This window comes from Corynebacterium sp. HMSC068H04, from assembly GCF_001811255.1.
GTDB classification, from domain to species: Bacteria; Actinomycetota; Actinomycetes; order Mycobacteriales; family Mycobacteriaceae; genus Corynebacterium; species Corynebacterium hesseae.
Genome location: NZ_KV803997.1, coordinates 1 through 24098 on the forward strand (window position 1 = coordinate 1; position 24098 = coordinate 24098).

Genomic DNA, 24098 nt, shown 5'->3' on the forward strand with positions numbered 1-24098 from the left:
ACAAGGACATCAACGACAAGAACCAGACGGTTACCTCTGACTCCGACAAGCCTTCCGATACCCCGGATAAGGGCGACGGCAAGGACAATGATGGAGACAAGGGCAGCTCGAAGAAGGACCTGCCGTGGTGGCTGCTGCTCATCCCGGGGCTGGGCCTGATCAAGATCATCACCGACGGTGGCCACAACGGTGGCAACGGCGGCCATGATGGTGGCAATGGTGGCCACGATGGTGGCAACAACCACGGTGAGTCCCATGACAACACCGGCCGCGATGACCGTGAGGTTACCGTCCTGGACGCAACCCCGCCGGAGGATGCTGCTAACCAGCCGCAGGACTTCGGTCAGCCGGTGCCGTCCAACACGCACCGCGTGGAGATCAAGCACGTACCTTCCGGTGCAACCGAGCTTGACCCAGGCATGCAGGACTTCATCAAGTAGTCCGCACTGCAACACCATCCCGGCCCTCACCGGCCGGGCGTGGTAGGGGCAGACAATGATTAGGACAATCCCCTCCAGGGTGAAAACGCTGGAGGGGATTCGTCGTATGATCCTTAGACTATTGTTTACATCGAAACCCCATCGCGAAGACTTTTAGAAGCTAGACGCCCATAATTAGAAGACAGGAACAAGGAGCAGAGATTATGGCTGACGAAAGCCAACAGAACGATTTTCCGGAATACCCCGCCGATTCCACGGGTGAGACTGCCGGGGAGGCCGCCGGGGCGAAGCACCGTGCCGGTGAGGAGCAGTCAGCGGGCGAATCGAAGAAGGGCAATAAGAAGCTCCTCATTGGTCTGGTGGCGCTCATCGCGGTCATCTTGGTCATCGTGCAGCTGGTGATCTATGCAGGCCGCAATGGCGATGATTCCGCGGAAGACAATGCGGGGGATTCGGCGGAGACGTCGCAAAGCGCTGAGTCTGCCGCCCCGACGACGAACAATGATCCTTTCGTGGATGACTCCGGTGAGCAGGATCAGGAGATTGATGCGGCACCGGGTGAGTTCCGTGGCTTCGGTGCTATGTCCTTGGGCATCAACGATGAGTTCGCCGCCGTGGACCCGATTCAGGTTACGGATACCGGCATGCTGATTCCGCCGCGCGATGTGCAGCGCTTGGGTTGGTACTCCGCCTCCGCAGTACCGGGCGAGGCTGGCCCGGTGGGCTCCAGCGTTATCACCGGCCATATCAACTACCAGGGGCAGGGAACGGGCTTTGCGGAGAAGTTCACCACCCTGGAGCAGGGCCAGGAATTCACCGTCTTCATCGACGGTGAGGAGCGCCAGTTCCGCGTGACGGAGGCGCCGTACCGTCTGCCGAAGGGTTCAGGTTTCCCGGACGTGGTGAACGATACGCAGGGAGAGAACCGCCTGGTCCTCATCACCTGCGGCGGCAAGTTCGTCGGCGGCGAGCTGGGCTACGAGGACAACATCATCACCGTGGCAGAGCCGGTGGCGCCAGTGGAAGGCGGCGCTGAGGCACCGGTCGATGGTGCTGTTGACGCGCCCGCTGAGGGTGCTGTCGAAGCGCCGGCGGCTTAGGTTGGTGTCAATAGCCTAAGCGTCAATAGCCTAAGCGGGGTGATGGCTTAGGCGGAGGCCTCCTCCAGGCGCGCGATGTGCAGCGTCAGGTAGGAGACCTCATCGGGGGTTAATGTGTTGTCGAGGCGCAGCTCAATGAGGTTGGCTACCATCTGGGCGGTCTCGACGGCATCGGGGTAGCGCGCGGAGATGGCGGTGGCTACTTGGCGGTCGTCTGAGTCCAGCTGCTGGTGCTCCGCCATGCGCACGAAGAGGTAGCGCAGGTGCGTGATGAAGCGGGCGACGGAGATGTCCTCGCTAATGAGCTCCGTATCGATGTGCGAGCCGATAACGGCCAGAATCTGCTGAATCAGACCCGTCATGCGGTAGGTGCCGGAGAGATCCCCCACCGCGAAGCCGGCGTTGACCAAGTGCAGTGTGATGGCCACGGCTTCGTCGGGAGCCAGCGGCTTATGGAGCCCGCCGTTGATGGCCGTGAGTAGCTGCTGCGCGAGGGCAAAGTCCTCGGCGTAGAGGTGGCGCACCTCGGCTTCGAGGGGATAAGACACGGCGTTGCCGCGGTTGACGGCACCGTGGATGTGGTCCGCAATCGCGACGACCAAAGTGAGTTTGCTGCGCAGTGCCTCAGACATGTCGACGGAGTGCATGGCGTCGATGACCAGCTGGACGTACTCGCCGGGGATGCCGGCGATCATGGCGGCCAGGTGGTCCGGGTCGCGGCCAGAATCCGGTACGAAGACCTTGACCACCTTCGCCGGGTCAACCTCAGTGCCGGGGTGAGCCTGGAAGCCGATTCCGCGTCCGGTGACGATGACGTCCTCCGCGCCGCGGCGTGCGAGCACGACGTTGTTATTGAACACTCGCAACAGTTGCACAAGGCACCTTTCTGGTTGGGGTTAAACGGTTAAGGCTAGCCGGTTGGGGCTAAAACGACTAAAGCCGGCCACGATGGTGGTTCCATCGAGCCAGCTTAGTCAGGGTTCGTTAGAGGCGTGCTAAAGGTTCCCTAGTGGGTCCTTTAGCGGGTCGTGGTGATGACCGTATCGCCAGCGGCTGCGTGGTTCAGGCCAGCCGGGGTGACGGCGGACAGCGCCTTGGTGTTGGTCACGGCAAGGACAATGGTGGTGTCGTAGCCGGCTTCGGTGACCTTGGCGAAGTCAACGGTGGCAAGCAGCTCGCCCTGCTTGACCGTGTCGCCCTTCTTGACGGCTGGGGCGAAACCTTCGCCCTTCATCTTCACGGTGTTGATGCCGATGTGGACGAGGACCTCCACGCCGTCTTCGGTCTTGATGCCGTAGGCGTGGCCGGACTTCATGGCACTCATGACGGTGCCGCTGACGGGGGCGTAGACCTCGTTGTTCTCGGGGACGATGCCCACGCCGTCGCCCAGGGTGCCGGCGGAGAAGACCGGGTCATCGATCTCAGCCATGGGGACAACCTTGCCGGCAGCCGGGGAGGCGATGTCGGTGGTGGTGCCAGCGGCGGGCTCAGTAGTGTCGGCGTCTGCAGCAGCGCCGACGTCAGCCTTGGTGGCGGTTGCGGTGGCGGCACCGGCGCCAGCGCCGGCAGCGGCGGTTGCTGCGGGGGCGTCGGCAAGCGCGGCGTTGTCGGCGGTGTTGGCGTTGTCGAGCTCGGCCTTCTCGGCTGCCTCGCGGGCGGCCTTAGCCTCAGCGCGCTCCTCCGGGGTGCGGTAGTCGGTGAAGAGGATGAGGAAGAAGGCCACGAAGAAGGCCACTGCGATGGCGATGGCGTACTTGGCCATCGGGGTGAAGACCGGGATGGTCAGCAGGGAGGTGAAGACGAAGGCGTCGGTAGTAATGCCGTTCGTGCCCAGGGTCAACAGGGCCACGGTCAGGCCACCAGCGAAGCAGCCCACCAGCATGCGCGGGTAAATCCTCTTGTAGCGCAGGTGGATACCGTAGAGGGAAGGCTCGGACACGCCGCCGAGCAGGCCAGCCAGGAGGGCAGAGCCGGAGGTCTGACGCATCACGGTGTCGTGGTCACGGATGGACAGTGCCAGCACGCCAGCGGTAGCGCCGAAGCAGGCGAAGTTCCATGCGCCCATCGGGCCCTGGATGAAGTCATAGCCCAAGGTCTGAATGTTGACCAGCATGAGGGCGTTGAGCGGCCAGTGCAGGCCCAGCGGGACGAGGAACGGGTAGAGCATCGGGATAGCCAGGGCGAAGACGAACGGAACGTTGTCATTCATCCAGGACAGGCCAGCGCCAATGCCGTTACCGGCCCACACACCGAACGGGCCAATGAGGAAGGCCGTCAGCGGGATGACGAAGAGCAGGGTGAGGAAGGGGACGAAGACCATGTGCACCGCAGACGGGATGATCTTCTGGAAGCCCTTGTAGAAGAGCGCCGCTACGGCCGCCATGATGAGCGGCACGAAGACGTTGCCGCCGTACTCCGGCAGCTGCATGGTCATGCCGAAGATGGGGATGGAGCACTGCTCAGCGCCGAGGGTGTCGTTGGTGACGCACTGGACCGCGGGGTTCTCCGAAAGGTTCAGGAACTCCGGGGTGAAGAGCGCCGCCATGATGGTGGCTGGGACCCACGGGTCGATGCGCAGCTTCTTACCAGCGTTGTAGGCCACCATCACCGGCAGGAAGTAGAACACGGAGCGCCACATGGCGTCCACGAAGAACCAGGAGGCAGGCTTGTCCGGGGAACGGAAGTCCACGACGCCGAAAGCGTCCAGGACGGAGGCGAAGGCGATGATGAGGGAAGCGCCCAGCAGCACGCCCAGAATCGGGCGGAAGGAGTCAGAAAGGTACTCGAAGAAGGCGTCCATCCACGGCAGCTTGCCCTTGGACTTGGCGCGGGCGGCGGCCTTGACATCGTCATTAGATTGGCCGCCGGACTGGTTGCGGTTCTTCATCTGCGGGAGGGCCTTGATCTCGTCATAGACCGTGGCCACGTCACCGCCGATGACAACCTGGTAGTTGCGGCCGCCCTGGGGCACGGCACCCATGACCTTGGGGATGGCCTCGAGTGTTTCCTTGTCTGCCTTGGAGGCATCAGCCAGCTCAAAGCGCAGGCGGGTGGCGCAGTGCGTGAGAGAGGTGATGTTCTCCGCCCCGCCGATGCCATCCAGGATGGCCTCGGCTGCCGAGCGAATATCAGTCGACATGAGAATCCTTTCGCGAGTTAAGGGCCTGTGAAAACCACAAAAGACCTAGGCCACAATGGTTCATAGCGAACCATCCCCACGCGGCTAAGAGTGGGGAGCCTAGGTCTTGCCCGAAGTAACAATCCTGGTTAGGAGCGTACTCCGGGGTGCTCACGGGAGACAAGTTACTGTGGGATAGCACACTGTGGTTCCGGGATAGGTGTCGGTGGCCTGGGAAGTTGATGAGGAAAAGCGTCAAGCGGGCGGCGAGCAGGGATGTGTTCCCGTACTGTGAAAGTGTCGTAGTGTCACTGTGTGTCCCAAATTGTGACCCCGGGTACACACCTTCTATGCAGAGAAAGGTTGGTCATGACCGCCAAGTCCTCACGCAATTCTGCCTTTATCAGCGTCATCGGGCGCGGCTTCGACGGCTTGGACGTTGCTGCTGTGGCTCAGGAACTAGGAGCCACCTTCGCCCAGGTCGATGACTTGGGAACCACGCTCAGCGAGGTTTTGGACAACGCCCCCGCGGGCAACCTGGTCCTTCAGGGAACAGGCGTTATGGACTTTGACGCCAAGGCCGCAGCCGCTCTGGGCCTGCCCTTCGTGCTGGTTTCCGACGCGCCTGACCGCGCCGCAGAGCTGGCACTGGAGCACGCGCGCTCGGTGGGCGCCACCGTGGTGGGCGCGGTGGGCGACGTCTCCTCCGTCCCCAGTGCGATTTCCTCCCTGGAGGACATCGAGCCCTATATGTGCGCCGAGCTCTTCCAGAAGCAGCTTCTGGATCAGGCCCGCGAAATCGGGGCGCACATCGTGCTGCCGGAGGGCGAGGATGACCGCATCCTTCAGGCCGCGGGGGAGCTCATCAAGGGCAAGGTGGCGAAGCTGACGATTCTGGGTGACGGGGACGTCGAAAAGCGCGCCCAGGAACTCGGGATCGACCTGAGTAGCGTGGAGATCATCAACCACCTGGAATCCCCGTTGGCGGAGGAATTTGCAGCGGACTTTGCGGAGCTGCGCAAGAAGAAGGGCGTGACGCTGGAGCAGGCGCGCGAGACCATGAAGGACGTGTCCTACTTCGCCACGATGATGGTGCACAAGGGCTTGGCCGATGGCATGGTCTCCGGCGCGGCGCACACCACGGCGCACACCATTAAGCCTTCCTTCCAGATCATCAAGACCAAGCCGGAGGCCTCCGTTGTCTCCTCCATCTTCCTGATGGTGATGCCGGGCCGCCTGTGGGCGTTCGGTGATTGCGCGGTGAACCCGAACCCGACCCCGGAGCAGCTCGGCGAGATCGCCATCGTCTCTGCGCAGACCGCAGCACAGTTTGGCCTAGACCCGCGCGTGGCGCTGCTGTCCTACTCGACGGGTACCTCGGGCGCTGGCCCGGACGTGGAGAAGGTGACGCAGGCCGTCGAGGTGGCTCGCGGCATCGATTCCTCCGTGGCGGTGGATGGTCCGCTGCAGTTCGACGCTGCCTGTGACCCCGGCGTGGCCGCCAAGAAGGCGCCGGAATCTGACGTTGCGGGTAAGACTACGGTCTTCGTCTTCCCGGACCTGGAGGCCGGCAACATTGGTTATAAGACGGCGCAGCGCACCGGTGGCGCGTTGGCGGTGGGCCCGATTCTGCAGGGGCTGAACAAGCCGGTCAATGACCTCTCGCGTGGCGCGACCGTTCCGGACATCATCAACACGGTGGCTATCACCGCTATCCAGGCAGGGGTGAAGTAGATGGCGTACGTACTCGTTCTCAATTCGGGTTCCTCCTCGGTTAAGTTCCAGCTGGTGGACCCGGAAAGCTCGGCCACGGATACCCCGCTGGTCTCCGGCTTGGTGGAGCAGGTCGGAGAGCCGCAGGGTGCGGTGACCGTCAAGACGGGCGGTGAGGAATACAAGGAAGAGCTGGAGATTCCTACCCACTCCTTCGGCCTCGACCGCGCGTTCGGCATCATGCACGAGCACGGCGTGGGCCCGACGGATGTCGAGGTCATCGCCGTGGGCCACCGCGTTGTGCACGGTGGGCGCCTGTTCAGCGAGCCGCAGCTCATCGTGGACCAGATTGAGTCCATGATCGAGGACCTCATCCCGCTCGCGCCGCTGCACAACCCGGCCAACCTGGACGGCATCCGCGTGGCGCGCAAGCTGCTGCCGGATATCCCGCACGTGGCGGTCTTTGATACGGCCTTCTTCAACCACATGCCGCCGGCGGCCGCGCTCTATGCCATCAATAACGATGTGGCCTCGCAGTACGATATTCGCCGTTACGGCTTCCACGGAACCTCCCACGAGTTCGTCTCGCAGCAGGTGCCGAAGCTCTTGGACCGCGACCCGGGGCACGTCCACCAGATCACGCTGCACCTGGGCAACGGTGCCTCGGCGGCGGCGATTCGCAACGGCCGCCCGATCGATACCTCGATGGGCCTGACCCCACTGGCGGGTCTGGCCATGGGCACGCGCTCGGGCGATATTGACCCGGGTATCATCTTCCACCTCTCGCGTGAGGCAGGCATGTCGATCGATGAGATCGACAACCTTCTGAACAAGCGCTCCGGTGTGAAGGGCATTGCGGGTGTCAACGATTTCCGCGTGCTGCGCGAGCGCATCAACAACGAGGACCAGGACGCCTGGCTGGCCTACAACATCTACATCCACCAGCTGCGCCGCTTCATCGGTGCATACATGATTGCGCTGGGCCGCGTGGACGCGATTACGTTTACCGCCGGCGTGGGTGAGAACGATACCGAGGTCCGCCAGGATTCGCTGTACAACCTGGACATGTACGGCATTGACTTCGACAAGGAAGCCAACCTCGTGCGCTCGAAGGAGCCGCGCATGATTTCGACCGCGGAATCCCAGGTCAAGGTCTTCGTGGTGCCGACCAACGAGGAACTGGCCATCGCGCAGAAGTCCGCGGGCATCGCGGCCATGGCCCGGGAGGCGGGCCTGTACTAGTTCTAGGTGCCGGCGAAAGCCGGCACCTAGAACATCGTGACCGGGCGGACCTTATTGGCCAAGTCCACCAGCGCGTAGCGGTGGCGGGCGAACGGTGCCTGGCGGGCTAGTGCCCGCAAGGTATCCGCCAGGCCATAGCGCAGGCCGCGCTGGGTAAAGGGAAACTCGAAGAGATCGTTGGGGGAGGCAGCGGCGTCGAGGTCTGCCTCGCGCAAGAAGGTCAGCCCGGCGGAGATGACCGCAATCTTGATCTGCAAGAAGCGCGGCTCGTTCTGCGGAATCTCCTCCAAGCGGCGGGCGGCACGGCGGATGCGGGACTCGGAGAGATCGTGCACGATGAGCTGCAGGACCGTGGTCAAGCGGGCCATGCGGTGGTGGCGCGATGCATTGGGCACCCTATCCAAGGTGGCCACGGCGAGCTCAACCTGGTGCTCAGCGCGCAGCTGGCGGGCCAGGCCGAAGGCGGAGGAGACCGTCGTCGGGTTCGTGGCCCACACGATGCCGTAGAGGCGCAGCGAGTTGAAGCGCAGGTGGGCCGGATCATCGGTGACGTGGTCCCAGATGCCGGGCTGATCCTCGAAAGCATCGTTGGGCAGATCCGCCAGCGACGTGGTGAGGTTGGCGCAGGCGCGGGCGACGGAGGCGTCGATAAGCGCGGCTTCCGAAAAACCCAGCTGCTGCAGGATGAGCTCGTTGACCGCGCCGATGGCCAGCTTCGGGGCGGCCTCACCGGGCAGCACGTCGAGGACGTGGGCGAAATGGGCCTGAGCCTCGCGGTACTTATCCAGCAGCAGCTCGGTCACGCCCGAGTACCAGTGGAAGCGCCAGTCCTTGCCCAAGCGCTCCTCGATGGAGGTCAGCCACTCGCGTGCCTGGCCGATGTATCCCAGATCAATCATGGCGCGCACCACGCCGAGGGGAATCTCCGCGGACTCCTCGTACTCCGGAGTCTGCATGGCCTGTCGCAGGGTCTCCAAGGCTTCCTGTGGCTCGGTGTAGGAGGAACCCTGCAGCAGCGGGGCGCCGATATCGGAGCGGACGATGAGCGGGATGGGCAGCGCGGAGACCACCTCGGGGGCGGTGATGCGCACGGTGCGGTCGATGCCGTCGATGAGCTGGTCGGTGCGGAAGACCAGGTGCTTCGTGCCGAAGGTCGTACGCTGCGGGGAGAAGACAGAGTGCTGGGCCGGGTGCTGGATGCCATCGCGCAGCGCGATGACCTCACGCAGCACTCCGAAGAGCTGGTTGCGCAGCTCGGACACGGACGCGAAACGCTGCTCCGGGTCAGGATCGGTAGCGCGCAACAACAGGCGGTAGAAGGAGAGGTAGCGGCGCAGCAGCGGCTCCTCGGTAGGGGAGGGTAGGCCGGGCTTATAGACGCCATCCTCCACCGGCAGCTTCAACGTCAAGCAGGCCAGTGTGCGGCCGATGGAGTAAATATCGCTGGCCACCGAGGGGCCCTGGGTGGCGATCTCCGGGGCCTGGAAACCCTGTGTGCCATAGATGTGGCCGAAGGCGCCGATGCCGGAGACCGCGCCCAGATCGATGAGCTTGACCTGGTCCTCGGTGACGATGATGTTGGAGGGCTTCAAATCGTTGTAGACCACGCCGCGGGCGTGCAGGTAGTCCAAGGCGGGCAGGATTTCCAGGATGTAAGCAATCGCGGTATCGACCGGGAAGCGATCATTGACCTGGTCGTTGCGGCGCTGCTTGAGCGAGGGGCCGCCCACGTATTCCATGACGATGAAGCCGCCGGGCACGCGGGGGTCATCGATGAAGTTGAAAATCTTCACGATATTCGGGTGCGTGATGTCCGCGAGGAACTCGCGCTCCGCCTCCGCGGTGGCGGTTTCCTCCGCGGAATTGGTGGATTGCATGCCCTTGAGCACCACGATGCGCCCGGAGACGAAATGGTCATTGGCCAGGTAGATCCACCCCAACCCGCCATGCGCGAGCACGCCGAGGATTTCATACTGCCCGGCCACCATGTCGCCCGGCTTAAGTTGCGGCGGTGCGGCGCGGGGCGCATCCTTCGGATCGATGAGCGCCTCGCTGGGATCTACCGGGACCACGAAGGGCAAGGTGGCCATGCCATCGGCCACCTCGCGGTCGGTGCGCTTGGTGGCGCGGCGCTGGCGGAAGGTATCGAGCGCGCGGCGGCGGGAGGCCCGCGAGGGGTCCTCTGCTTTGCGACGATCACGCAGCTGCCCCAGCTCCTCGATGAGTGCCGCGATGTTATCCGAATCGACGTATTCGCCGTCGTCGGGTTTGCCCGTCGCGGTGCCGTGCGCGCCGGGGCGGTCCGCTGGGGAGAGGACGGCGCCGGTGGCACCGAGGTCCTCCTCCTCGAGGTCATCCGCGAAGGGATCGAAGGGGACTGCCGCGGTGCGGTCTGAGGCTTCCGTGCTGTCGGCGCCGGGCGCTGCTGCGTTCTGGCCGCCGGATTCCGCGGACGACGCGGTGAGGTGGTGGTCCTCCGAAAAATCGTCCTCCTCATCGGCGAAGGGATCGAAGCGCACGGCCTGGGTGGCGTCGGCAGGAGCTTCGGGCTCCACGGCTGCGGGATCTGCGGCTTTGGGCTGCGCAGTCTCGTGCTCTTCGGGCGTGAGGTGGTCGAGCTCATCCTCGCTGAAGCGGTGCGACATTAGTGCCCCTCCTTCTTCTCACCGGGCTGATTGCTGGTTGGGGAACTCGATTGCGATTCCGTCGCGGGCGGGGTTTCGTCGAGGTACTTCGGCGCCGGGAGCACGGGCTGATCCATGTAATCCCCGAGCCACTCGTTAAAGAGCTGCTGCCAGGTCCCGTCTTTGCGGATGCGCTCCAGCGTGGAGTTGACCTGGCGGATGAGCGGGCGCGAGTCATAAGAGCCATCGGGCTTGCGCACGGCCACGCCATAGCTTTGGCTTTCGAGGGGATCGCCGACGATCTCCGTGTAGCGATCCTGCGCCAGCATCCCGGAGAGCAGGGCATCATCCACCACGATGCCGTCCGTTTGCCCCAGCTGCAGCGCCATGAGGCAATCGCCCCAGGCGCGGGTCTCCAAGATATCGGAAGTAGGCGCGTGCTTGCGTATCGCGTCCACCATGGTGGAACCCTTCGTCGCGCACAAGGTCAACCCGGCGGTATCCGCGATGGAGTGAATGCCGGAGTTCTTCAGCACCAGCAAGCGGGCATCCGTTTGCATATAGGGAATGGAGAAGGCGACTTCGCGCTGGCGTGTGGGGCTAATCGTCATGGTGCGGATGACGATGTCTACCGTGCGGTCGTTGAGGGCACGCGCGCGCTCGGAAGCTTCCACGAAGCGGAAGTCCACCTTGTTGGGATCCCCAAAGATATCGCGTGCAATTTCGCGGGCGATGTCGACCTCGAAGCCGCGGACCTCGCCGGTGGCGGTATCGCGGTAGCTGAGCAGGTTATTGGAGCGGTCCACGCCCACGATGAGCCGGCCGCGCTCCAGGATCTCGGGCACGCGCTCCCTCGGCGTCTTATCGTCCGGGCGGTAGGAGCCGTAGGCTTCGGCATCGCTTTGCTTGGACACCTCACCGCTGCCGGCGGGCTCGATGATGGCATCCTCCGGTAGCGGCGGGCCCGGCGTGGAATCGAGGTTCGCGGTAGACGGCAGGATGGGATCCGGCGCGCTGGGCGGCTCCGGCTCGCAAGCGCTGAGTGCCACGGCGCTGCTGAGCACGAGCAGGGCCGCGGTCCAGGCTGGGCGTTTCGTGGTAGGGCGGCGCATCACAGGTACTCCTGCAGACGGGGACGGATTCCCAACCACACGGCGATAATCGCGCCGAAGGTGGCCAGGAGCACGCCGGTAGACACCATGGTCATGGCGTTGAGCCCCTGGACCAGGTAGGTGCGCATGGCGTCGCGGGCCTGGTCGATGAGCGCGGCCAAGGAATTATCCACAGCGTTGAAAGCACTGGCGGCGGTGGGGTCACCGTCCGGATCGATGGCGGTGGCCTGGTACAGCGCGGCATCGTAGTCACCCATGGAGAGATCCTCCATGAAGTTCTCGTGCGTGGTCGTCCAATCTTCCACTGCCTGCTTCGCGCGGGGAATCAGGGTGGGATCGGAGGAGGGGAAGTCGTCGTCGACAAGCGCCTGCTCATAGTCCCGCAGAGCCTGGTTGACGGAGTACACCGTGGAATTAAAGTGCACGGACATGTCCTGCTGAGAGGAGCGCAGGACCAAGGCGAGGGTCTCCGAGGTGCGCATCTGCTGGGCCTCGATGCGGGAGGCGGTCAGCGAATCCCAGGGGCGCGACACCGTTTCGAAACCCTGGTGGCCCGAGGCCCACGTGGCGAAATTGGAGGCGGAGGCCCACACCAGCGCCAGGAACAACAGCCCCGTGGCCACCACGAAACCGCGGTTGAAGCGGCGGCGGGTCAGCCGCCATAGCCACCACTGCGCCAGGCCGAGGAAGATGAGCGCGGCGACCAGACCAGATAGTGGCACCCACTGCGGGCGGGTCAGGCGCTGCTGCTGTTGGCTCACCTTTTCCGACGTCAAGGTGAACAGCTCCGCGGCGGCGGGGAGGATCTGGGTCCGCATGAGCGCCGAGGCGTTCGACATATAGGAATTCGCCACGGCGTGGCCCGCGCGGTGATTGACGCGGGCCTTTTCCACGAGCGCGGTATACACCGGCAGCTTGCGTTGGATAAACGTGACGAGCTCGCGCACGCGCTCATCCTCCGCGGAGGTGCCCACGATGGCCTCCGTGGCGGCGACGGAGGCGGCATCGATGGCCTCGTTATAGCGGTTGCGGTTCACCTCCGGCTCCACACCCGCCTGCACGAAGCCGGTGGTGGCCACGGTATCCGCCAGGGACAGGTTGGTGTAGAGGTGGTGAGCCGCATTCGACATCGGCTCGGTGGAGGTCAGCAAGGTATCCAGGTCATCGTGCCTTGAAGCCGAGGATGAAGACATGGAAAAGCCGGCCGCCGCGAGCGCGACGGTGAGGATGACGGTGACCGTAAAAAGCTTGCCGGGCGTGGTGGCCGCGAAGCTATAGAGGCGCCGGATGACGCGCGCGGGGCCGGCGAAGGAGCTCATGGCCAGCTGCGTCGGGCGGCTAAACGCCGGGCTGGCGGGCTCGGTGACTTCATCGAGCCAGTGATCGCCCCATGATTCGGGGGAGTGCTCGCGCAGTTCGGTGGCCGGGCCGGTCATTCCCTTAGGATAGCGCCCTTGAGCGCGTCGCGCGATGATTTGGGGCAGGGTGGCGCGGGCTGCTTCTGACGTATCGTGGAAGGCATGTGTACACGCGTAAACCCAGAACTCTCCGGTGATGGCTGGTCTAAGGGGCCGGGCGGGGTGCCGGTATGGGGCAAGTTTGGAGCTGCTGGCCTTTTCTTGGTGGCGGGGGATGAGGTGTTGCTCCAGCACCGTGCCACGTGGACGAATAATGGCGGGACCTGGGGAATTCCGGGCGGGGCGCGGGATAAGCCGGAGTCCCCGGAGCAGGCAGCGCTGAGGGAGACGGCGGAGGAAACCGGAATCTCGGCCTCAGACGTCGAGGTGCTGGATGCGCTGGTCACCTCTGGGCCTTTCGAGGAAGGCTGGACCTATACCACGGTGTTGGCGCGGACACTTTCTGGCCGGCGCTTGGCGGTGACCGCCAATGAGGAATCCGCCGAGCTGCGCTGGGTGCCGTTTAGCCAGGTAGAAGAGCTAGAGCTCTTGGCTCCCTTCCGGGAAGCGCTGCCGCGTTTGCTGGAGCGCTGGGAGGAAATCAGCAGCTGATACAGGCGCGCGGCGGGAACCTGTGGCACGCTGTAGGGCATGATTGAAGTAGCCGGACTGACCAAACAGTACAAGTCTGTCCGCGCCGTCGATGACCTCACCTTCCAGGTGAAGCCGGGACAAGTGACCGGTTTTCTGGGACCAAACGGCGCTGGAAAATCAACGACGATGCGCATGATTCTGGGCTTGGACAAGCCCACCGCTGGCACTGCTCTGGTGCACGGCAAGCCCTACCGCGAGCTGAAGAACCCACTGCGTGAGGTGGGCGCGCTTCTCGACGCCAAAGCGGTCCACGCCAACCGCACCGCCGCCAACCACCTGTTGTGGATGGCGCAGGCCAATGGCATTCCTACTTCCCGCGTCGACGAGGTGCTGGGTCTTGTGGGCTTGGCTGATGTTGCCGGCAAGAAGGCTGGCGGCTTCTCCCTCGGTATGGGCCAGCGCCTCGGCCTGGCGGCCGCCCTGTTGGGGGATCCGGGCGTGCTGATCCTGGATGAGCCGGTCAACGGCCTAGATCCGGAAGGTATTCGCTGGGTGCGCTCGCTCGTGCGGGCGCTGGCGGCGGAGGGCCGCACGGTGCTTATCTCCTCGCACTTGCTGGCGGAGATGGCGCAAACCGCGGACCACCTCGTGGTGATTGGCCGCGGCAGGCTCTTGGCTAATCAACGCACCTATGACTTTGTCAAGGAAAACTCCAGTGCCTCGGTTATCGTGCGCTCGGAGCACCTGCGCGAGTTCGGCTCGGCGCTGAAGGAGGCCGGCATCACGTATAGCGAGTCCGTTGATGAGGAGCAGCGCCGCACCTTGGTCATTCCGAACCAAACCACGGATTACGTGGGTCAGCTGGCTTATTCCACGGGTGTGCCGCTGACGGAATTGACGCTCCACCGCGCCTCGCTGGAAGAGGCCTACGTGACTATGACGGAACGCGCGGTGCAGTACCAGGCGGCGGCACCGAAGGAAGGGGTATAGCGCTAATGTTTTTCAACACTGTGCATGCGGAGTGGACGAAGCTGCGCACGACGAAGTCCTTCTGGTGGACCACGGCGCTCATCTTCCTCATCGTGACCGGCTGGACGCTGCTGAACTCGCTCAACGCGGGGGAGGCGGTGCTGGGCATTAGCCCGCTGCAGGAGCGGGCCTTGGCCTCCATCCTCTTGCTCATGGGCATGCCGATCATAATGATCCAGGGCGCGATGGTGGTGACCACGGAATACCGCTATAAGACGCAATCCTTGACCTTCATGACCAACCCGAAGCGCTGGACAGTGGCCTGTGCCAAGCTGCTGCTCTACGGCGTCATCGCGGCCATTATTGCTTTCTTGAGCCTGGTGTACATCTTCGTGTTGGCGGATATGACGACGAATGAATCGGCGGCGGAGGCTTTCCAGCCCTTTGCCAGCGAGGATGGCAAGTACATGCTGTGGTCCTTCCCGCTCGCGGCCTTCGGCGTGGTTGCCTTCGTGCAGGGCCTGGGCATGCTGTTGCGGCAGACCGCCGGCACGGTGGCGATTTCCCTCATCTTGTACTTGGGCTTGGAAAACATCGTGCGTGTGCTGCCGACGGTGGGCGATAAGGCCATTCACTTCATGCCCTTTACCGCCTTCCAAAACTGGGCGGTGAACTATGTCGATGAGAACGCGCCGTGGTCATCGGTAGGATTTGAGGCCCTCGTCTTTTTCGGTTGGGCCGCGGTGCTGTGGATTTTCGGCGTCATCGTGCTGGAGCAGCGCGACGCGTGATTCCTTTTCCACTCCTGGCTACCTTGGCGCTGTTGTCCGCAACAGCGCCTTTTGCCACTGATATGTACTTGCCGGTGATGCCGGAGATCCTCTCCGATCTGGGCACCACCCGGGCGATGGTCCAGCTGACCATTTCGGGCTTCTTCATCGGCATGGGCGTGGGACAGCTGGTGATGGGCCCGCTTTCCGACGCCATCGGGCGCAAACGCCTCCTCATCGCCGGTGCCTCCCTCGCTCTGGTTGCCTCCGTGCTGGCGGCGCTGGCTCCGACCGCCACGGTGCTCGTGGCCGCCCGCGTGCTGCAGGGCCTCGGCGGCGGCGCGTGCGTGGTGCTCGCCCGCGCGGTGGTACCTGACCTCGTGCACGGCGCGGCTGCCGCGAAGGCTTATTCGCTGCTCATGGCGCTGCAGGGCATCGCGCCGGCGGTGGCCCCGGTGCTCGGCGGTGTCCTGGCAGAGCCGCTGGGCTGGCGCGGCATCTTTTGGGTGCTCGCCGGGCTGCATGCGGTGCAGTTGGTGCTGGCGATTGCCATCGTCCCGGAAACCGCGGGTGGGCGCTCCCGCGCTGGGTTGTTCCGCACGGTGGCGGGAAACTACTGGGCGGTCCTGACCAATGCCCGGGTGTGGGGCTACCTGGTGACCATGGCCTTCGGCTTCTGTTCGATGTTTTGCTACATCTCAGCCTCGGCCTTCGTGGTGCAGAACCAGTGGGGCTTTTCGCCGTTGGGCTATTCGCTGGTTTTCGGCATCAACTCCGTGGGCCTCTTTATGGCCACGCTGGTGAATTCGCGAGCCATGGATTCGGTCTCCCCGGCGGTTATGCTGCGCATCGGCGTTTGCGGCGTTCTTGCGTGTGGGGTGCTCTTGCTGCTGTCGGTGCTGCTCGGCGCCTCGGTGTGGGTGTGCCTCCTCGTGCTCTTTGCGTGCGTGGCGCCGACCGGTTTCATCATGGGCAATGCGACCGCGCTGGCCACGGGCCTCATGCGCCCGCGCGCGGGCAGCGTGTCCGCCATCATGGGCTTTGGTCAGTCCTTGCTGGCCAGCGCCATCAGCCCGCTCATGGGTTGGGGCTCAAATGCGGCGCTGACCATGGCCATCGGGATGGTGTGCTGCAGCTTCATTTCGCTGTGCGGCCTTGTGGTGTCTACGCGGCTGGCCCACGGCGCCGCCTAGCGTACGCCATTGAGCATAAGGCACCTCCCAGATGGCGCCTTGTCATTCTCAGAGATGGTTCTAGTCATATGGTTCGTTTGCCCCCAAACGAACCATCTACCGCCTCGCAGAAGGTTCAGAGGAACCGTTTGACTGGAACCGTTTGACTGGAGACTTCTGGCTGGAACCATCTGCAGGTCCATGCTGCCCTACCGCAGCAAGGTGTGGGCCCGCATATGCTTGCTACTGCAGCGCCGAGGTCAGGCGCATGACGTTGTCCACGTAGCGGCGCAGCAGGCCGCGCTCGTTCCACTCCTCGAGGGTGAGCTCGTGGCAGACCTTCTTGTAATTCCTGGCCAGCTGGGTGAAATTCTCGATGAGGTCGCCCTTGGCCACCAGCATCGTTGATTCATAGTTGAGGCCGAAGGAACGCATGTCCATGTTGGAGGAACCAAACATGCACAGTGGATCGCGCTCCGGAAGATTCGGGTCCGCCAGGATGAACTTGGAGTGCAGCACGAAGGGCTCGGGGAATTGGAAGATCCGCACGCCAGCCTCCAGAAGTGCTTGGTAGTAGGAGGACTGCGCGTGGTTGACCATGAACTGGTCCGCCTTCGCTGAAACCAGGAGCTCCACCTCAACGTCGCGGTAGCACGCGGTGGTGACCGCTTCCAAGAGGGACTCGTCCGGAATGAAGTAGGGCGAGCAAAGGATGAGCTTCTCTTTAGCGTGGTGCACCACCGAGTTGAACATGCGCAGGTTAGGTTCCGTGGTGTAACCGGGCCCGGAGGGGACCAACTGGAGGTGGTTGGAGTCCGTCGTCATAGCGTCGTCATAGGGCTGCATGTCCAAAGACAGCTGCTCCTCCGATTCCAGGTACCAATCCACCGCGAACACCGAGGCCAAGGACGTCACCACAGGGCCGGTCATCTCGACCATGTAGTCGATCCATGCGCGGTCCTTCGTCTTGTATTCGCGCTTAATCATGTTCATCGAGCCCAAGAAACCCGTGTGGCCGTCAATGACCACGATCTTGCGGTGATTGCGCAGGTCCGGGCGGCGGAAGCGGCCCTTGTGCAGCTGCAGCGGAAGCATGAGCCGCCAATCGACGTCTATGGCGCTCAAGCGTTTGCCCAGCGTGAAGTAACCCTTGTACTTCAGGCTGCCAATCTGATCGAGCAGCAGCTTGACCTCCACGCCGCGCTGGCGGGCGCGGGCGAGGGATTGGAAGAAGACATCGGTTACCTCATCCCAGGACTGGATGTAGATCTCAATGAGCACGTATTTCTCAGCGCGGTCCACCGCACGGGCCATGGCCAGGATGGCCTCCTCATAGGAGGCGTGCAAGCCCTTGTTATGCCCAATCAGAGCCGGGTGCCCGGTGAGGTTGCGGTTGAGCTGGATGAGGGATTCCACCTCCGGGGAGAGGCGGCCCGAGGGGTGGTTGGGGGTGGAGGCGGTGACGTCGTTAAGCAGCGCGTTGGCCTCTTGCTGGATGCGGTGGCGCCGGCGGTTGATATAGGGCGAGCCCATGAGCAAGAACAGGGGCAGGCCCACGATCGGCAGCACCAGAATGGCCAGCAGCCAAGCGGTGGAGCTAGACGGGCGGCGGCCTTCGGGGACCACGCCGATGGCGATGATTTTGATGCCGTAGTCAATGATCAGCAGCACAAGCTGCCAGACGGAGAGATCGATGTTGAGGTTCATGGCAGGCTAGCGCACCGACGCGAAATCGGGGACGTCGAAGTCTGCGATCAGCGGGACGTGGTCGGAGGTCTTGTCGCCGGCGCGCTCAACCATATCCACCTGGGCACCTTGGACCAGGCGTGCAAGCGGCTCGCTGGCCAGCTGGAAATCGATGCGCATGCCCTCGTTCTTCTGGAAGCGCAAGGACTTGTAATCAAAGTAGGTCCAGCGCTCCTTTTCGGTGAAGCGGCGCGTGACCTCCTCAAGCCCGGCTTCCTCCAACATCTGGAAGGCCGCGCGCTCCGGTTCGGTGACGTGCGTTTTGCCGCGGAAAAGGGACATATCCCAGACGTCCTCATCGCGCGGCGCAATGTTGAAGTCACCCGTGAGCAAGAGTTTCGACTGCGCGCGGGTCTCCACATAGCGCGCCAGCGCGTAGAGGAAGTCCAGCTTGTAGTCGAAGTGGCGGTCCGTGATCTCGCGTCCGTTGGGAACGTAGAGGGACCAGATCTCAATCCCGCGGATGCGGGCCGATACCGCCCGGGCCTCGCGCGCCTGATCCTTAGCGGGATCTTTGTGGAAACCGGGCTGACCGGGGAAGAAGGTCTGGATCTCTTCCGGCTCCTCCTTCGACAGGATGGCCACGCCATTCCACTGGTTAAGCCCGTGGCAGGTGACGTGGTAGCCGGCCTCCTCAAAAGGCTCGCGGGGGAACTTCGCATCCGCCACCTTGGTTTCTTGCAGACAGAGCACGTCGATGTCGTGCTTGGCCAGAAGATCCACCGCGCGCTGCGCGCGGGTGCGAACGGAGTTGATGTTCCAGGTAGCGATGCGCATGTGGTTTAGGGTACTTGAGGCAGGCGGCGGGCGTAACGGTGGCGGTGCTGCTCGAGGAAGCCGAGCTTCTCGTAGAGGCGAATTCCCGCCGTATTATGAGCCACGACCTGCAGGTAGGCCTTCTCCGCGCCCTGTGCCTTGCCCCAGGCCAGCATGTGCGCGCCCAGCGCGGTGCCCAGGCCCTTGCGGCGCCAGCCTTCGGCCACCTCCACGGCGGAGTAACCCAGCCACACGGTGCCGTTCCCGGATTCGGTGAGCGTGCCGCGCGTAATCGCGATGGTCTCACCAGCAGGGGAGAGGAGGCGTCCGAAGCCCATCGTGCCCTCGATGTGGCTGCGCAGGTACTCCAGCGCCAGCGGCGGCAGGGCTTTGCCGCGGAAGTGGTAGAGGTTGAGCCACTCGGCATCGGGTTGCTCATCGATGACGAAGTGGACGTCGGAAAGCGCCGGCAGCTCATCCAGGTCTCGGACCATCACCAAGATTTCCGGTTCGAGCTCCCAAGCTTCGGGCTCGGCCGCCACGAGCTTCTCAGCAGGCTTGCCGATGCGCTCCGGGATGGCCAAGCACACAGGCAGTTCGTGGCGCGCATAGAACGCTTCAATTTCTTCCATGGGCACCGGCAGGAAACCCGCAGAAGGTCCCAGCGGAATCGCCGAATTGGAGCGCCCCGTCACACCATCACCCGCGCGCATGAGCCACTGGCCATCGGAGGTCCACGTATGCTCCTTGCCCGGGAAGGCAGCCGCGGTGGCCACCTCGACGGCGCGGATATCGGAATTGCGGACCGTGCGCGGGGAGAGGCGCTTAATGATCTTGAGCTGCTCCGGTGGGATCTCCACCGCGTCGAGCGAAGACGGGTAGCCGCCCACCTCCTGTGGACGGATGACCAGCGGCTCGACGCTGAGCACGTGGCCGATGACATCGCTGTGCACGCCGCCGAAATCGCGCCGGGCCACCACGCGCTCGCCCACCTGGACGGCATCGGAGCGGAAGATGCGGGACATTAGTCCTCGTGCCCGAAGGGGTCTTCGTCCTCGCCCGGAACCCAGGTGAGGCCGGCCTCGGTCCAGCCGTTGCGCTTAATGGCCTTCTTGGCTTGGCGCTTGTAGCGGCCGGTAAGCACGTCGGTGTAGACGAAGCCGTCGAGGTGGCCGGTTTCGTGCTGCAGCATGCGCGCGAAGAAGCCATAGCCCTCGATGGAGATGTCCTCGCCCTTTTCATTCTTGCCGGTCACGCGGGCCCAGTCAGCGCGGCCGGTGGGGAAGCCCTCGCCCGGAACGGAGAGGCAGCCTTCGTCCTCGGAGCCGTCGTCAGCCGGCATGGTCTCCGGGATCTCGGAGGTTTCCAGCACCGGGTTGATGACGCAGCCGCGGCGCATGCCGCCGTCGGGAAGCTCGGTGCCATCCGGCCCGTCGGTGTCGGGGCAGTGGTAGACAAAGAGGCGCTTGTTCACGCCGATCTGGTTTGCGGCCAGGCCAACTCCGTGTGCGGCATCCATGGTTTCGTGCATGTCTGCGATGAGCTCCTGCAGCTCGGGGGAGTCGATGGGCTCGGTGACCGGCTCGGTGGGGTTGTGGAGGACCGGGTCGCCGTGGATAACGATGGGACGAATAGTCATGGAATACAGTTTAAGCATGCATTCCCTGTCAGACCTAGACGCCGCGATTTTGGAGTTCGAGTCCCACGCCCCGCGCGATATCGGCGCGAAGGAGGAGGCCATCCGCACGCAGCTGGACATTACTCCGGTGCGCTATCACCAACGCCTCAACGTGCTGCTCGACAACCCCGCCGCGCATGCCTCCTACCCGCTGCTGGTCACCCGTTTACGCCGGCTTCGTGACGCCCGCGAGGACGTCCGGCGCGCCGCACGCGACAATGCGCCGGACTAGGGTTCGCAGATACTAGAGTGACAAATGTGACTAATGTGAATCCGGAAAACTCTGCCTCGTCCGCTGACCGCGCGCGCCACGCCGCCGAGTCCGACTCGGCCGCCGCCCCGGCCTCCGCTAGCAAGCTCCCGCTGCGTGGTGTCGCTATGGTGCTCATCGCCGTGGCCGTCATGCTCGGCATGTGGGCTCTGTACGCCATGACCTCGGATAGCTCCGAGGACACCGCCCAGGACGCGCCCGCCAACGATGCCGCCGTGTCCGGACCCGCCACCGGTGGCGCCGAGGGCGACGCCCATACCGGCGGCGCTGCGGGCGAAGCCGACAAGACCAAGGACGCCGACGAGAACGAGCGCCCGGCTGATACCGACGCCGACTCGGAGAACGCTGCTGAGGCCGGCGCTGAGCATGGTGAGAACGCCGAGGCCGACGCACCCGCAGGCAATGCCGATCGCCCCCAGGCGGAGATCCCCGTCAACGTTTATAACAACTCCGGCCGCGTCAACTACGCCGCAGATGAGGCCGAGCGCCTCAAGAGCGAAAAGTTTAAGGTGGCCGAGGTAGGTAACATCAGCGGCGACGTCCTTGTCGCACCGCAGACCACCATCTTCTTCCCGCAGGGTGATGCCGCCGCCGAGAACCTGGCCAAGGAAGTCGCCGCCCAGTACTACGGCGGCAACGTTCCGGCGGAAGCCATCGCGCCGTACCCGGCCGAGCTGACCGGGGATTACACTAAGGGCAATGCCGTCGTCGTGGTCCTCGCCGTTCCCCAGGCCTAGGGAATAAAAACTTATTAAATTCACCCTGTTGGTGGATAGGATGAATGGGTGAATATTCCGGAAGAGAACTTTGCCCGTTCGCCCGAGCCCACGCTGGGGGTTGAGTGGGAAGTTGCCCTCGTTGACCCAGTGACCTGGGATCTCGTGCCGCGTGGTGCGGAGCTTATCGACGTTGTCCGCGCCTCCCACCCCTCCGTGCACCTAGAAAAGGAATTCCTCCAAAACACGGTGGAGCTGGTGACCGGGGTGTGCCGGACGGTGCCGGAGGCGATGGGGGACCTCGGGGCGTCGCTCAGCGCAGTGCGTGAGGCGGCCAATTCCATGGATGTGCGCCTGTGGGCCTCGGGTGGGCACCCCTTCACGGACTTCCGCAAGAACCCCGTCTCCACTAAGGAGAGCTACTCCGAAATCATCAACCGCACCCAGTACTGGGGCCAGCAGATGCTGCTGTGGGGCACGCACGTGCACGTTGGCATTAGCCACGAGGAGCGTGTGTGGCCCATCATCAATGCGCTGATGACGAAGTATCCTCACCTGCTGGCCATCTCCGCGTGCTCGCCGGGGTGGGAGGGGCTCGATACCGGCTATGCCTCCAACCGCACGATGCTCTACCAACAGCTGCCCACAGCGGGTATGCCCTACCAGTTTGAAAACTGGGCGCAGTGGCAGGCCTACATGCGGGACCAGGCTATTTCGGGGGTCATCAACCACACGGGCTCGATGCACTTCGATGTTCGCCCGGCCTCCAAGTGGGGCACGGTGGAGGTGCGCATTTCCGACGCCGCCTCCAACCTCCGCGAGCTCTCCGCCATCGTGGCGCTGACGCACTGCCTGGTGGTGCACTATGACCGCATGATCAATGCGGGCGAGAAGCTGCCGACCCTCCAGCCCTGGCACGTGGCGGAAAATAAGTGGCGCGGTGCGCGCTATGGCATGGACGCGCTGGTCATCACCTCGCGAGAGACCGATGAGCGCTGGATCAAAGACGAGCTGGCGGATCTCTTGGTGGAGCTGGCCCCGTTGTCCGAGGAGCTGGGCTGTGCCCGGGAGCTGCAGCTGGTGCAGGAAATCATCGATTCCGGGGCGGGCTATGAGCGCCAGCGCCGCCTGTACGAGGAGACCGGCAGCTGGCAGAAGGTGGTCAAGGCCACCGCGGATGAGATGGAGCAGCTCTTGCCGCTCTAGCCTGAGTACCGAACGATCAATCAAGGCCCGGAAACTGATGGTTTTCCGGGCCTTACTTGATCGAAACGTCCTTTTGGGAAGCTGCCTCGCCTCGACGAGGACGTTTCGATCAAATAGTGCGCTAAAACGGGCGGGTTTTGCCCCCTTATTTGATCGAAACGTCCCCTAGCTCTCCGCCACCGCGCGCTTGCGTGGCGCGACGAATCCCCACACCGCGTAGACGGCGATGAAGGCAACGCAGGACAGCGTCCACAGAGAAGTCGCCCACGGCTGGAAGGACTCGATCGCATCGAGGTTGGCCGTGGACATGGTGAACCACACTGGCACCGACATAAACGGCAGCGACACCACGAACAGTGCCGCCACGGAGGCGAGGCCGGCGAGTTGCTCGCCGAACTTACCGGACAGGCGCGCGCTGAGCGCCTGGTTGACCGATACGAAGACCATGACCACGAAGGGGATGGTCCACACGAAGTGGTGGTACCACGAGAAGGGGGAGACCAAGCAGGTGCTCAGGCCCGTCAACGCGAAAGCCGCCGAGCGGTTGCCGCGCAGGTATGCGGTGCGAAGCGCCAGGCAGGTAAGCGCAAAGACCACGATGACCGCCAGCAGCCACCAGATGCCGCCGTCGACGCCTAGAACGCGGTACATGAGCGAGCGCAGCGACTTCGCGCCGGGGTTGGCGTGCTCGCCCACGCGGGAGGAGTTGAACATGGCGTCGGTCCAAAAATCCATCGCATCGGGCACGAAGAGGAAACCGAGCACGACGGTCACCAGGAAGGTAATGACCGCCCCCGCGGCGGCCCACCAGCGCTTCTCAAAGAGCAAAGCCAACCCCATATAAGCCGGGGTCAGCTTGATTCCCGCGGCCAAGCCAATACCCACGCCCGGCAGGCGGCGCTTAATCGGCAGGAAATCTAGGGCCACGAGCAGCATCAAGAATACGTTGACCTGCCCGTAGTACAGCGAGCCGTGCATCGCCTCATTCGCCGGGGTCAGGGCGGTGAGCAGCACCGCTACCAGGACGGCCGCCGGGGTCACCTTCATGCCCCGCTCACGGAAGATCATGATGATGATCGCCAACACCGCCAGGAACATGAGCGAGGGCCACATAAAGGTCAGCGCACCCTTGCTGAAGAAGGGCAAAACCTTAAACAGCAACCCCGCAAAGGGCGGGTACGTGAAGGGGAACTCGAAGATATAGGGGGCGTCGTAAAGCAGGCCGCCCGCGTTGAGGTCTTCGCCCGCCATGCGGTAGATGGAGAGGTCGAAGGGGAGGATATTGATGAAGGCATGGGGCCCATCGAACTGGCTGAACTTGTACACCATCACAGCGATGCACAGCGCGAGGACAGCGCATATCGTTGGTACGCCTTGCAGCTTCTTCACGTCGACTCTCCTCGGATGACCACCAATTATTGCCTTTTGCAGCCTATATTAATTCGCCCTCATTTCCTGGGAGAAGGCGCCCGTG

21 protein-coding genes are annotated in these 24098 nt (G+C 63.7%); 11 read left to right on the top strand and 10 right to left on the bottom strand.

All coding sequences use genetic code 11. The features are described from left to right. Both HMPREF2792_RS06695 and HMPREF2792_RS06700 read left to right on the top strand, forming a co-directional pair. A partial coding sequence (locus tag HMPREF2792_RS06695) for a hypothetical protein (protein WP_369821994.1) occupies positions 1-440 on the top strand: 440 nt, incomplete at its 5' end. A gap of 203 nt (positions 441-643) precedes the next feature. After that, the gene (locus tag HMPREF2792_RS06700) at positions 644-1540 is read left to right on the top strand and encodes a class F sortase (RefSeq protein ID WP_070532139.1); all 897 of its coding nucleotides are present in this window, start codon (positions 644-646) and stop codon (positions 1538-1540) included. A gap of 47 nt (positions 1541-1587) precedes the next feature. Here HMPREF2792_RS06700 and HMPREF2792_RS06705 read toward each other — a convergent pair whose 3' ends face one another. Continuing rightward, complete coding sequence (locus HMPREF2792_RS06705) at positions 1588-2415, bottom strand: PRD domain-containing protein (RefSeq protein ID WP_070532141.1); 828 nt, start codon at positions 2413-2415, stop codon at positions 1588-1590. 143 nt (positions 2416-2558) lie between these two features. Next, positions 2559-4679, bottom strand: a complete 2121-nt coding sequence (locus tag HMPREF2792_RS06710) for a glucose PTS transporter subunit IIA (protein WP_070521629.1) — start codon at positions 4677-4679, stop codon at positions 2559-2561. A gap of 348 nt (positions 4680-5027) precedes the next feature. On the opposite strand from HMPREF2792_RS06710, the gene pta reads away from it, so the two are divergent. Beyond that, the gene (gene pta / locus HMPREF2792_RS06715; RefSeq protein WP_070532143.1) at positions 5028-6392 is read left to right on the top strand and encodes a phosphate acetyltransferase; all 1365 of its coding nucleotides are present in this window, start codon (positions 5028-5030) and stop codon (positions 6390-6392) included. Continuing rightward, a complete protein-coding gene (locus HMPREF2792_RS06720) occupies positions 6393-7613 on the top strand; it encodes an acetate kinase (protein WP_070521625.1) in 1221 nt (406 codons plus the stop codon). It begins immediately after the preceding gene. A 26-nt stretch (positions 7614-7639) separates the two neighbouring features. On the opposite strand, the gene HMPREF2792_RS06725 is transcribed toward HMPREF2792_RS06720, so the two are convergent. The 3 genes from HMPREF2792_RS06725 to HMPREF2792_RS06735 are packed head-to-tail and all read right to left on the bottom strand — an operon-like array spanning position 7640 to position 12785. Further along, positions 7640-10258, bottom strand: a complete 2619-nt coding sequence (locus tag HMPREF2792_RS06725) for a tetratricopeptide repeat protein (protein ID WP_070532148.1) — start codon at positions 10256-10258, stop codon at positions 7640-7642. Next, positions 10258-11349 carry a glutamate ABC transporter substrate-binding protein gene (locus HMPREF2792_RS06730; RefSeq protein WP_070532151.1) on the bottom strand — a complete coding sequence of 364 codons (1092 nt, stop codon included), beginning with the start codon at positions 11347-11349 and terminating at the stop codon, positions 10258-10260. Before HMPREF2792_RS06730 ends, HMPREF2792_RS06725 begins: the two co-directional genes overlap by 1 nt. After that, positions 11349-12785, bottom strand: coding sequence for a hypothetical protein (locus HMPREF2792_RS06735; RefSeq protein WP_070532156.1), 1437 nt, complete (start codon positions 12783-12785; stop codon positions 11349-11351). Before HMPREF2792_RS06735 ends, HMPREF2792_RS06730 begins: the two co-directional genes overlap by 1 nt. A gap of 84 nt (positions 12786-12869) precedes the next feature. Here HMPREF2792_RS06735 and HMPREF2792_RS06740 point away from each other — a divergent pair, with 84 nt between their 5' ends. From HMPREF2792_RS06740 to HMPREF2792_RS06755, 4 genes are read left to right on the top strand one after another with little or no spacing between them, the layout of a single operon-like run. Next, a complete protein-coding gene (locus HMPREF2792_RS06740) occupies positions 12870-13358 on the top strand; it encodes an NUDIX domain-containing protein (RefSeq protein ID WP_070532159.1) in 489 nt (162 codons plus the stop codon). A gap of 39 nt (positions 13359-13397) precedes the next feature. Beyond that, on the top strand, positions 13398-14330 hold the full coding sequence (locus tag HMPREF2792_RS06745) for an ABC transporter ATP-binding protein (RefSeq protein WP_070532162.1): 933 nt from the start codon (positions 13398-13400) through the stop codon (positions 14328-14330). A gap of 5 nt (positions 14331-14335) precedes the next feature. Beyond that, a complete protein-coding gene (locus HMPREF2792_RS06750; protein WP_070532165.1) occupies positions 14336-15100 on the top strand; it encodes an ABC transporter permease in 765 nt (254 codons plus the stop codon). Next, positions 15097-16272, top strand: coding sequence for a multidrug effflux MFS transporter (locus tag HMPREF2792_RS06755; RefSeq protein WP_070532168.1), 1176 nt, complete (start codon positions 15097-15099; stop codon positions 16270-16272). Before HMPREF2792_RS06750 ends, HMPREF2792_RS06755 begins: the two co-directional genes overlap by 4 nt. Positions 16273-16494: 222 nt before the next feature. On the opposite strand, the gene HMPREF2792_RS06760 is transcribed toward HMPREF2792_RS06755, so the two are convergent. From HMPREF2792_RS06760 to HMPREF2792_RS06775, 4 genes are read right to left on the bottom strand one after another with little or no spacing between them, the layout of a single operon-like run. Next, positions 16495-17958, bottom strand: a complete 1464-nt coding sequence (locus HMPREF2792_RS06760; protein ID WP_070532170.1) for a phospholipase D-like domain-containing protein — start codon at positions 17956-17958, stop codon at positions 16495-16497. 6 nt (positions 17959-17964) lie between these two features. Next, positions 17965-18774 (bottom strand): exodeoxyribonuclease III, encoded by an 810-nt coding sequence (locus HMPREF2792_RS06765; RefSeq protein WP_070532173.1) that lies wholly within the window; start codon positions 18772-18774, stop codon positions 17965-17967. A 5-nt stretch (positions 18775-18779) separates the two neighbouring features. Then, positions 18780-19778, bottom strand: coding sequence for an N-acetylglutamate synthase, CG3035 family (locus HMPREF2792_RS06770; protein WP_070532176.1), 999 nt, complete (start codon positions 19776-19778; stop codon positions 18780-18782). Further along, on the bottom strand, positions 19778-20392 hold the full coding sequence (locus tag HMPREF2792_RS06775) for a peptide deformylase (RefSeq protein ID WP_070532411.1): 615 nt from the start codon (positions 20390-20392) through the stop codon (positions 19778-19780). Before HMPREF2792_RS06775 ends, HMPREF2792_RS06770 begins: the two co-directional genes overlap by 1 nt. 16 nt (positions 20393-20408) lie before the next feature. On the opposite strand from HMPREF2792_RS06775, the gene HMPREF2792_RS06780 reads away from it, so the two are divergent. Genes HMPREF2792_RS06780 through HMPREF2792_RS06790 form a run of 3 tightly spaced genes read left to right on the top strand, consistent with a single transcriptional unit; the run spans position 20409 to position 22624 of the window. Further along, the gene (locus tag HMPREF2792_RS06780; protein WP_070532179.1) at positions 20409-20663 is read left to right on the top strand and encodes a DUF3263 domain-containing protein; all 255 of its coding nucleotides are present in this window, start codon (positions 20409-20411) and stop codon (positions 20661-20663) included. 26 nt (positions 20664-20689) lie between these two features. Next, the gene (locus HMPREF2792_RS06785) at positions 20690-21439 is read left to right on the top strand and encodes a LytR C-terminal domain-containing protein (protein ID WP_070532183.1); all 750 of its coding nucleotides are present in this window, start codon (positions 20690-20692) and stop codon (positions 21437-21439) included. 48 nt (positions 21440-21487) lie between these two features. Next, the gene (locus HMPREF2792_RS06790) at positions 21488-22624 is read left to right on the top strand and encodes a glutamate--cysteine ligase (RefSeq protein ID WP_070532186.1); all 1137 of its coding nucleotides are present in this window, start codon (positions 21488-21490) and stop codon (positions 22622-22624) included. Positions 22625-22789: 165 nt separating this feature from the next. On the opposite strand, the gene HMPREF2792_RS06795 is transcribed toward HMPREF2792_RS06790, so the two are convergent. Beyond that, entirely contained in the window at positions 22790-24013 is a 1224-nt protein-coding gene (locus HMPREF2792_RS06795; RefSeq protein ID WP_070532189.1) for a glycosyltransferase 87 family protein, read from the bottom strand. Between the last annotated feature and the right edge of the window lie 85 nt (positions 24014-24098).

Bases quoted from the DNA above. Each gene is read 5' to 3' on its own strand.
- HMPREF2792_RS06725 (WP_070532148.1), bottom strand. From the start codon at position 10,258: ATGTCGCACCGCTTCAGCGAGGATGAGCTCGACCACCTCACGCCCGAA.
- HMPREF2792_RS06770 (WP_070532176.1), bottom strand. From the start codon at position 19,778: ATGTCCCGCATCTTCCGCTCCGATGCCGTCCAGGTGGGCGAGCGCGTG.
- HMPREF2792_RS06745 (WP_070532162.1), top strand. From the start codon at position 13,398: ATGATTGAAGTAGCCGGACTGACCAAACAGTACAAGTCTGTCCGCGCC.
- HMPREF2792_RS06760 (WP_070532170.1), bottom strand. From the start codon at position 17,958: ATGAACCTCAACATCGATCTCTCCGTCTGGCAGCTTGTGCTGCTGATC.
- HMPREF2792_RS06720 (WP_070521625.1), top strand. From the start codon at position 6,393: ATGGCGTACGTACTCGTTCTCAATTCGGGTTCCTCCTCGGTTAAGTTC.
- HMPREF2792_RS06775 (WP_070532411.1), bottom strand. From the start codon at position 20,392: ATGACTATTCGTCCCATCGTTATCCACGGCGACCCGGTCCTCCACAAC.
- HMPREF2792_RS06765 (WP_070532173.1), bottom strand. From the start codon at position 18,774: ATGCGCATCGCTACCTGGAACATCAACTCCGTTCGCACCCGCGCGCAG.
- HMPREF2792_RS06750 (WP_070532165.1), top strand. From the start codon at position 14,336: ATGTTTTTCAACACTGTGCATGCGGAGTGGACGAAGCTGCGCACGACG.
- pta (WP_070532143.1), top strand. From the start codon at position 5,028: ATGACCGCCAAGTCCTCACGCAATTCTGCCTTTATCAGCGTCATCGGG.
- HMPREF2792_RS06700 (WP_070532139.1), top strand. From the start codon at position 644: ATGGCTGACGAAAGCCAACAGAACGATTTTCCGGAATACCCCGCCGAT.
- HMPREF2792_RS06780 (WP_070532179.1), top strand. From the start codon at position 20,409: ATGCATTCCCTGTCAGACCTAGACGCCGCGATTTTGGAGTTCGAGTCC.
- HMPREF2792_RS06735 (WP_070532156.1), bottom strand. From the start codon at position 12,785: ATGACCGGCCCGGCCACCGAACTGCGCGAGCACTCCCCCGAATCATGG.
- HMPREF2792_RS06740 (WP_070532159.1), top strand. From the start codon at position 12,870: ATGTGTACACGCGTAAACCCAGAACTCTCCGGTGATGGCTGGTCTAAG.
- HMPREF2792_RS06730 (WP_070532151.1), bottom strand. From the start codon at position 11,349: ATGCGCCGCCCTACCACGAAACGCCCAGCCTGGACCGCGGCCCTGCTC.
- HMPREF2792_RS06710 (WP_070521629.1), bottom strand. From the start codon at position 4,679: ATGTCGACTGATATTCGCTCGGCAGCCGAGGCCATCCTGGATGGCATC.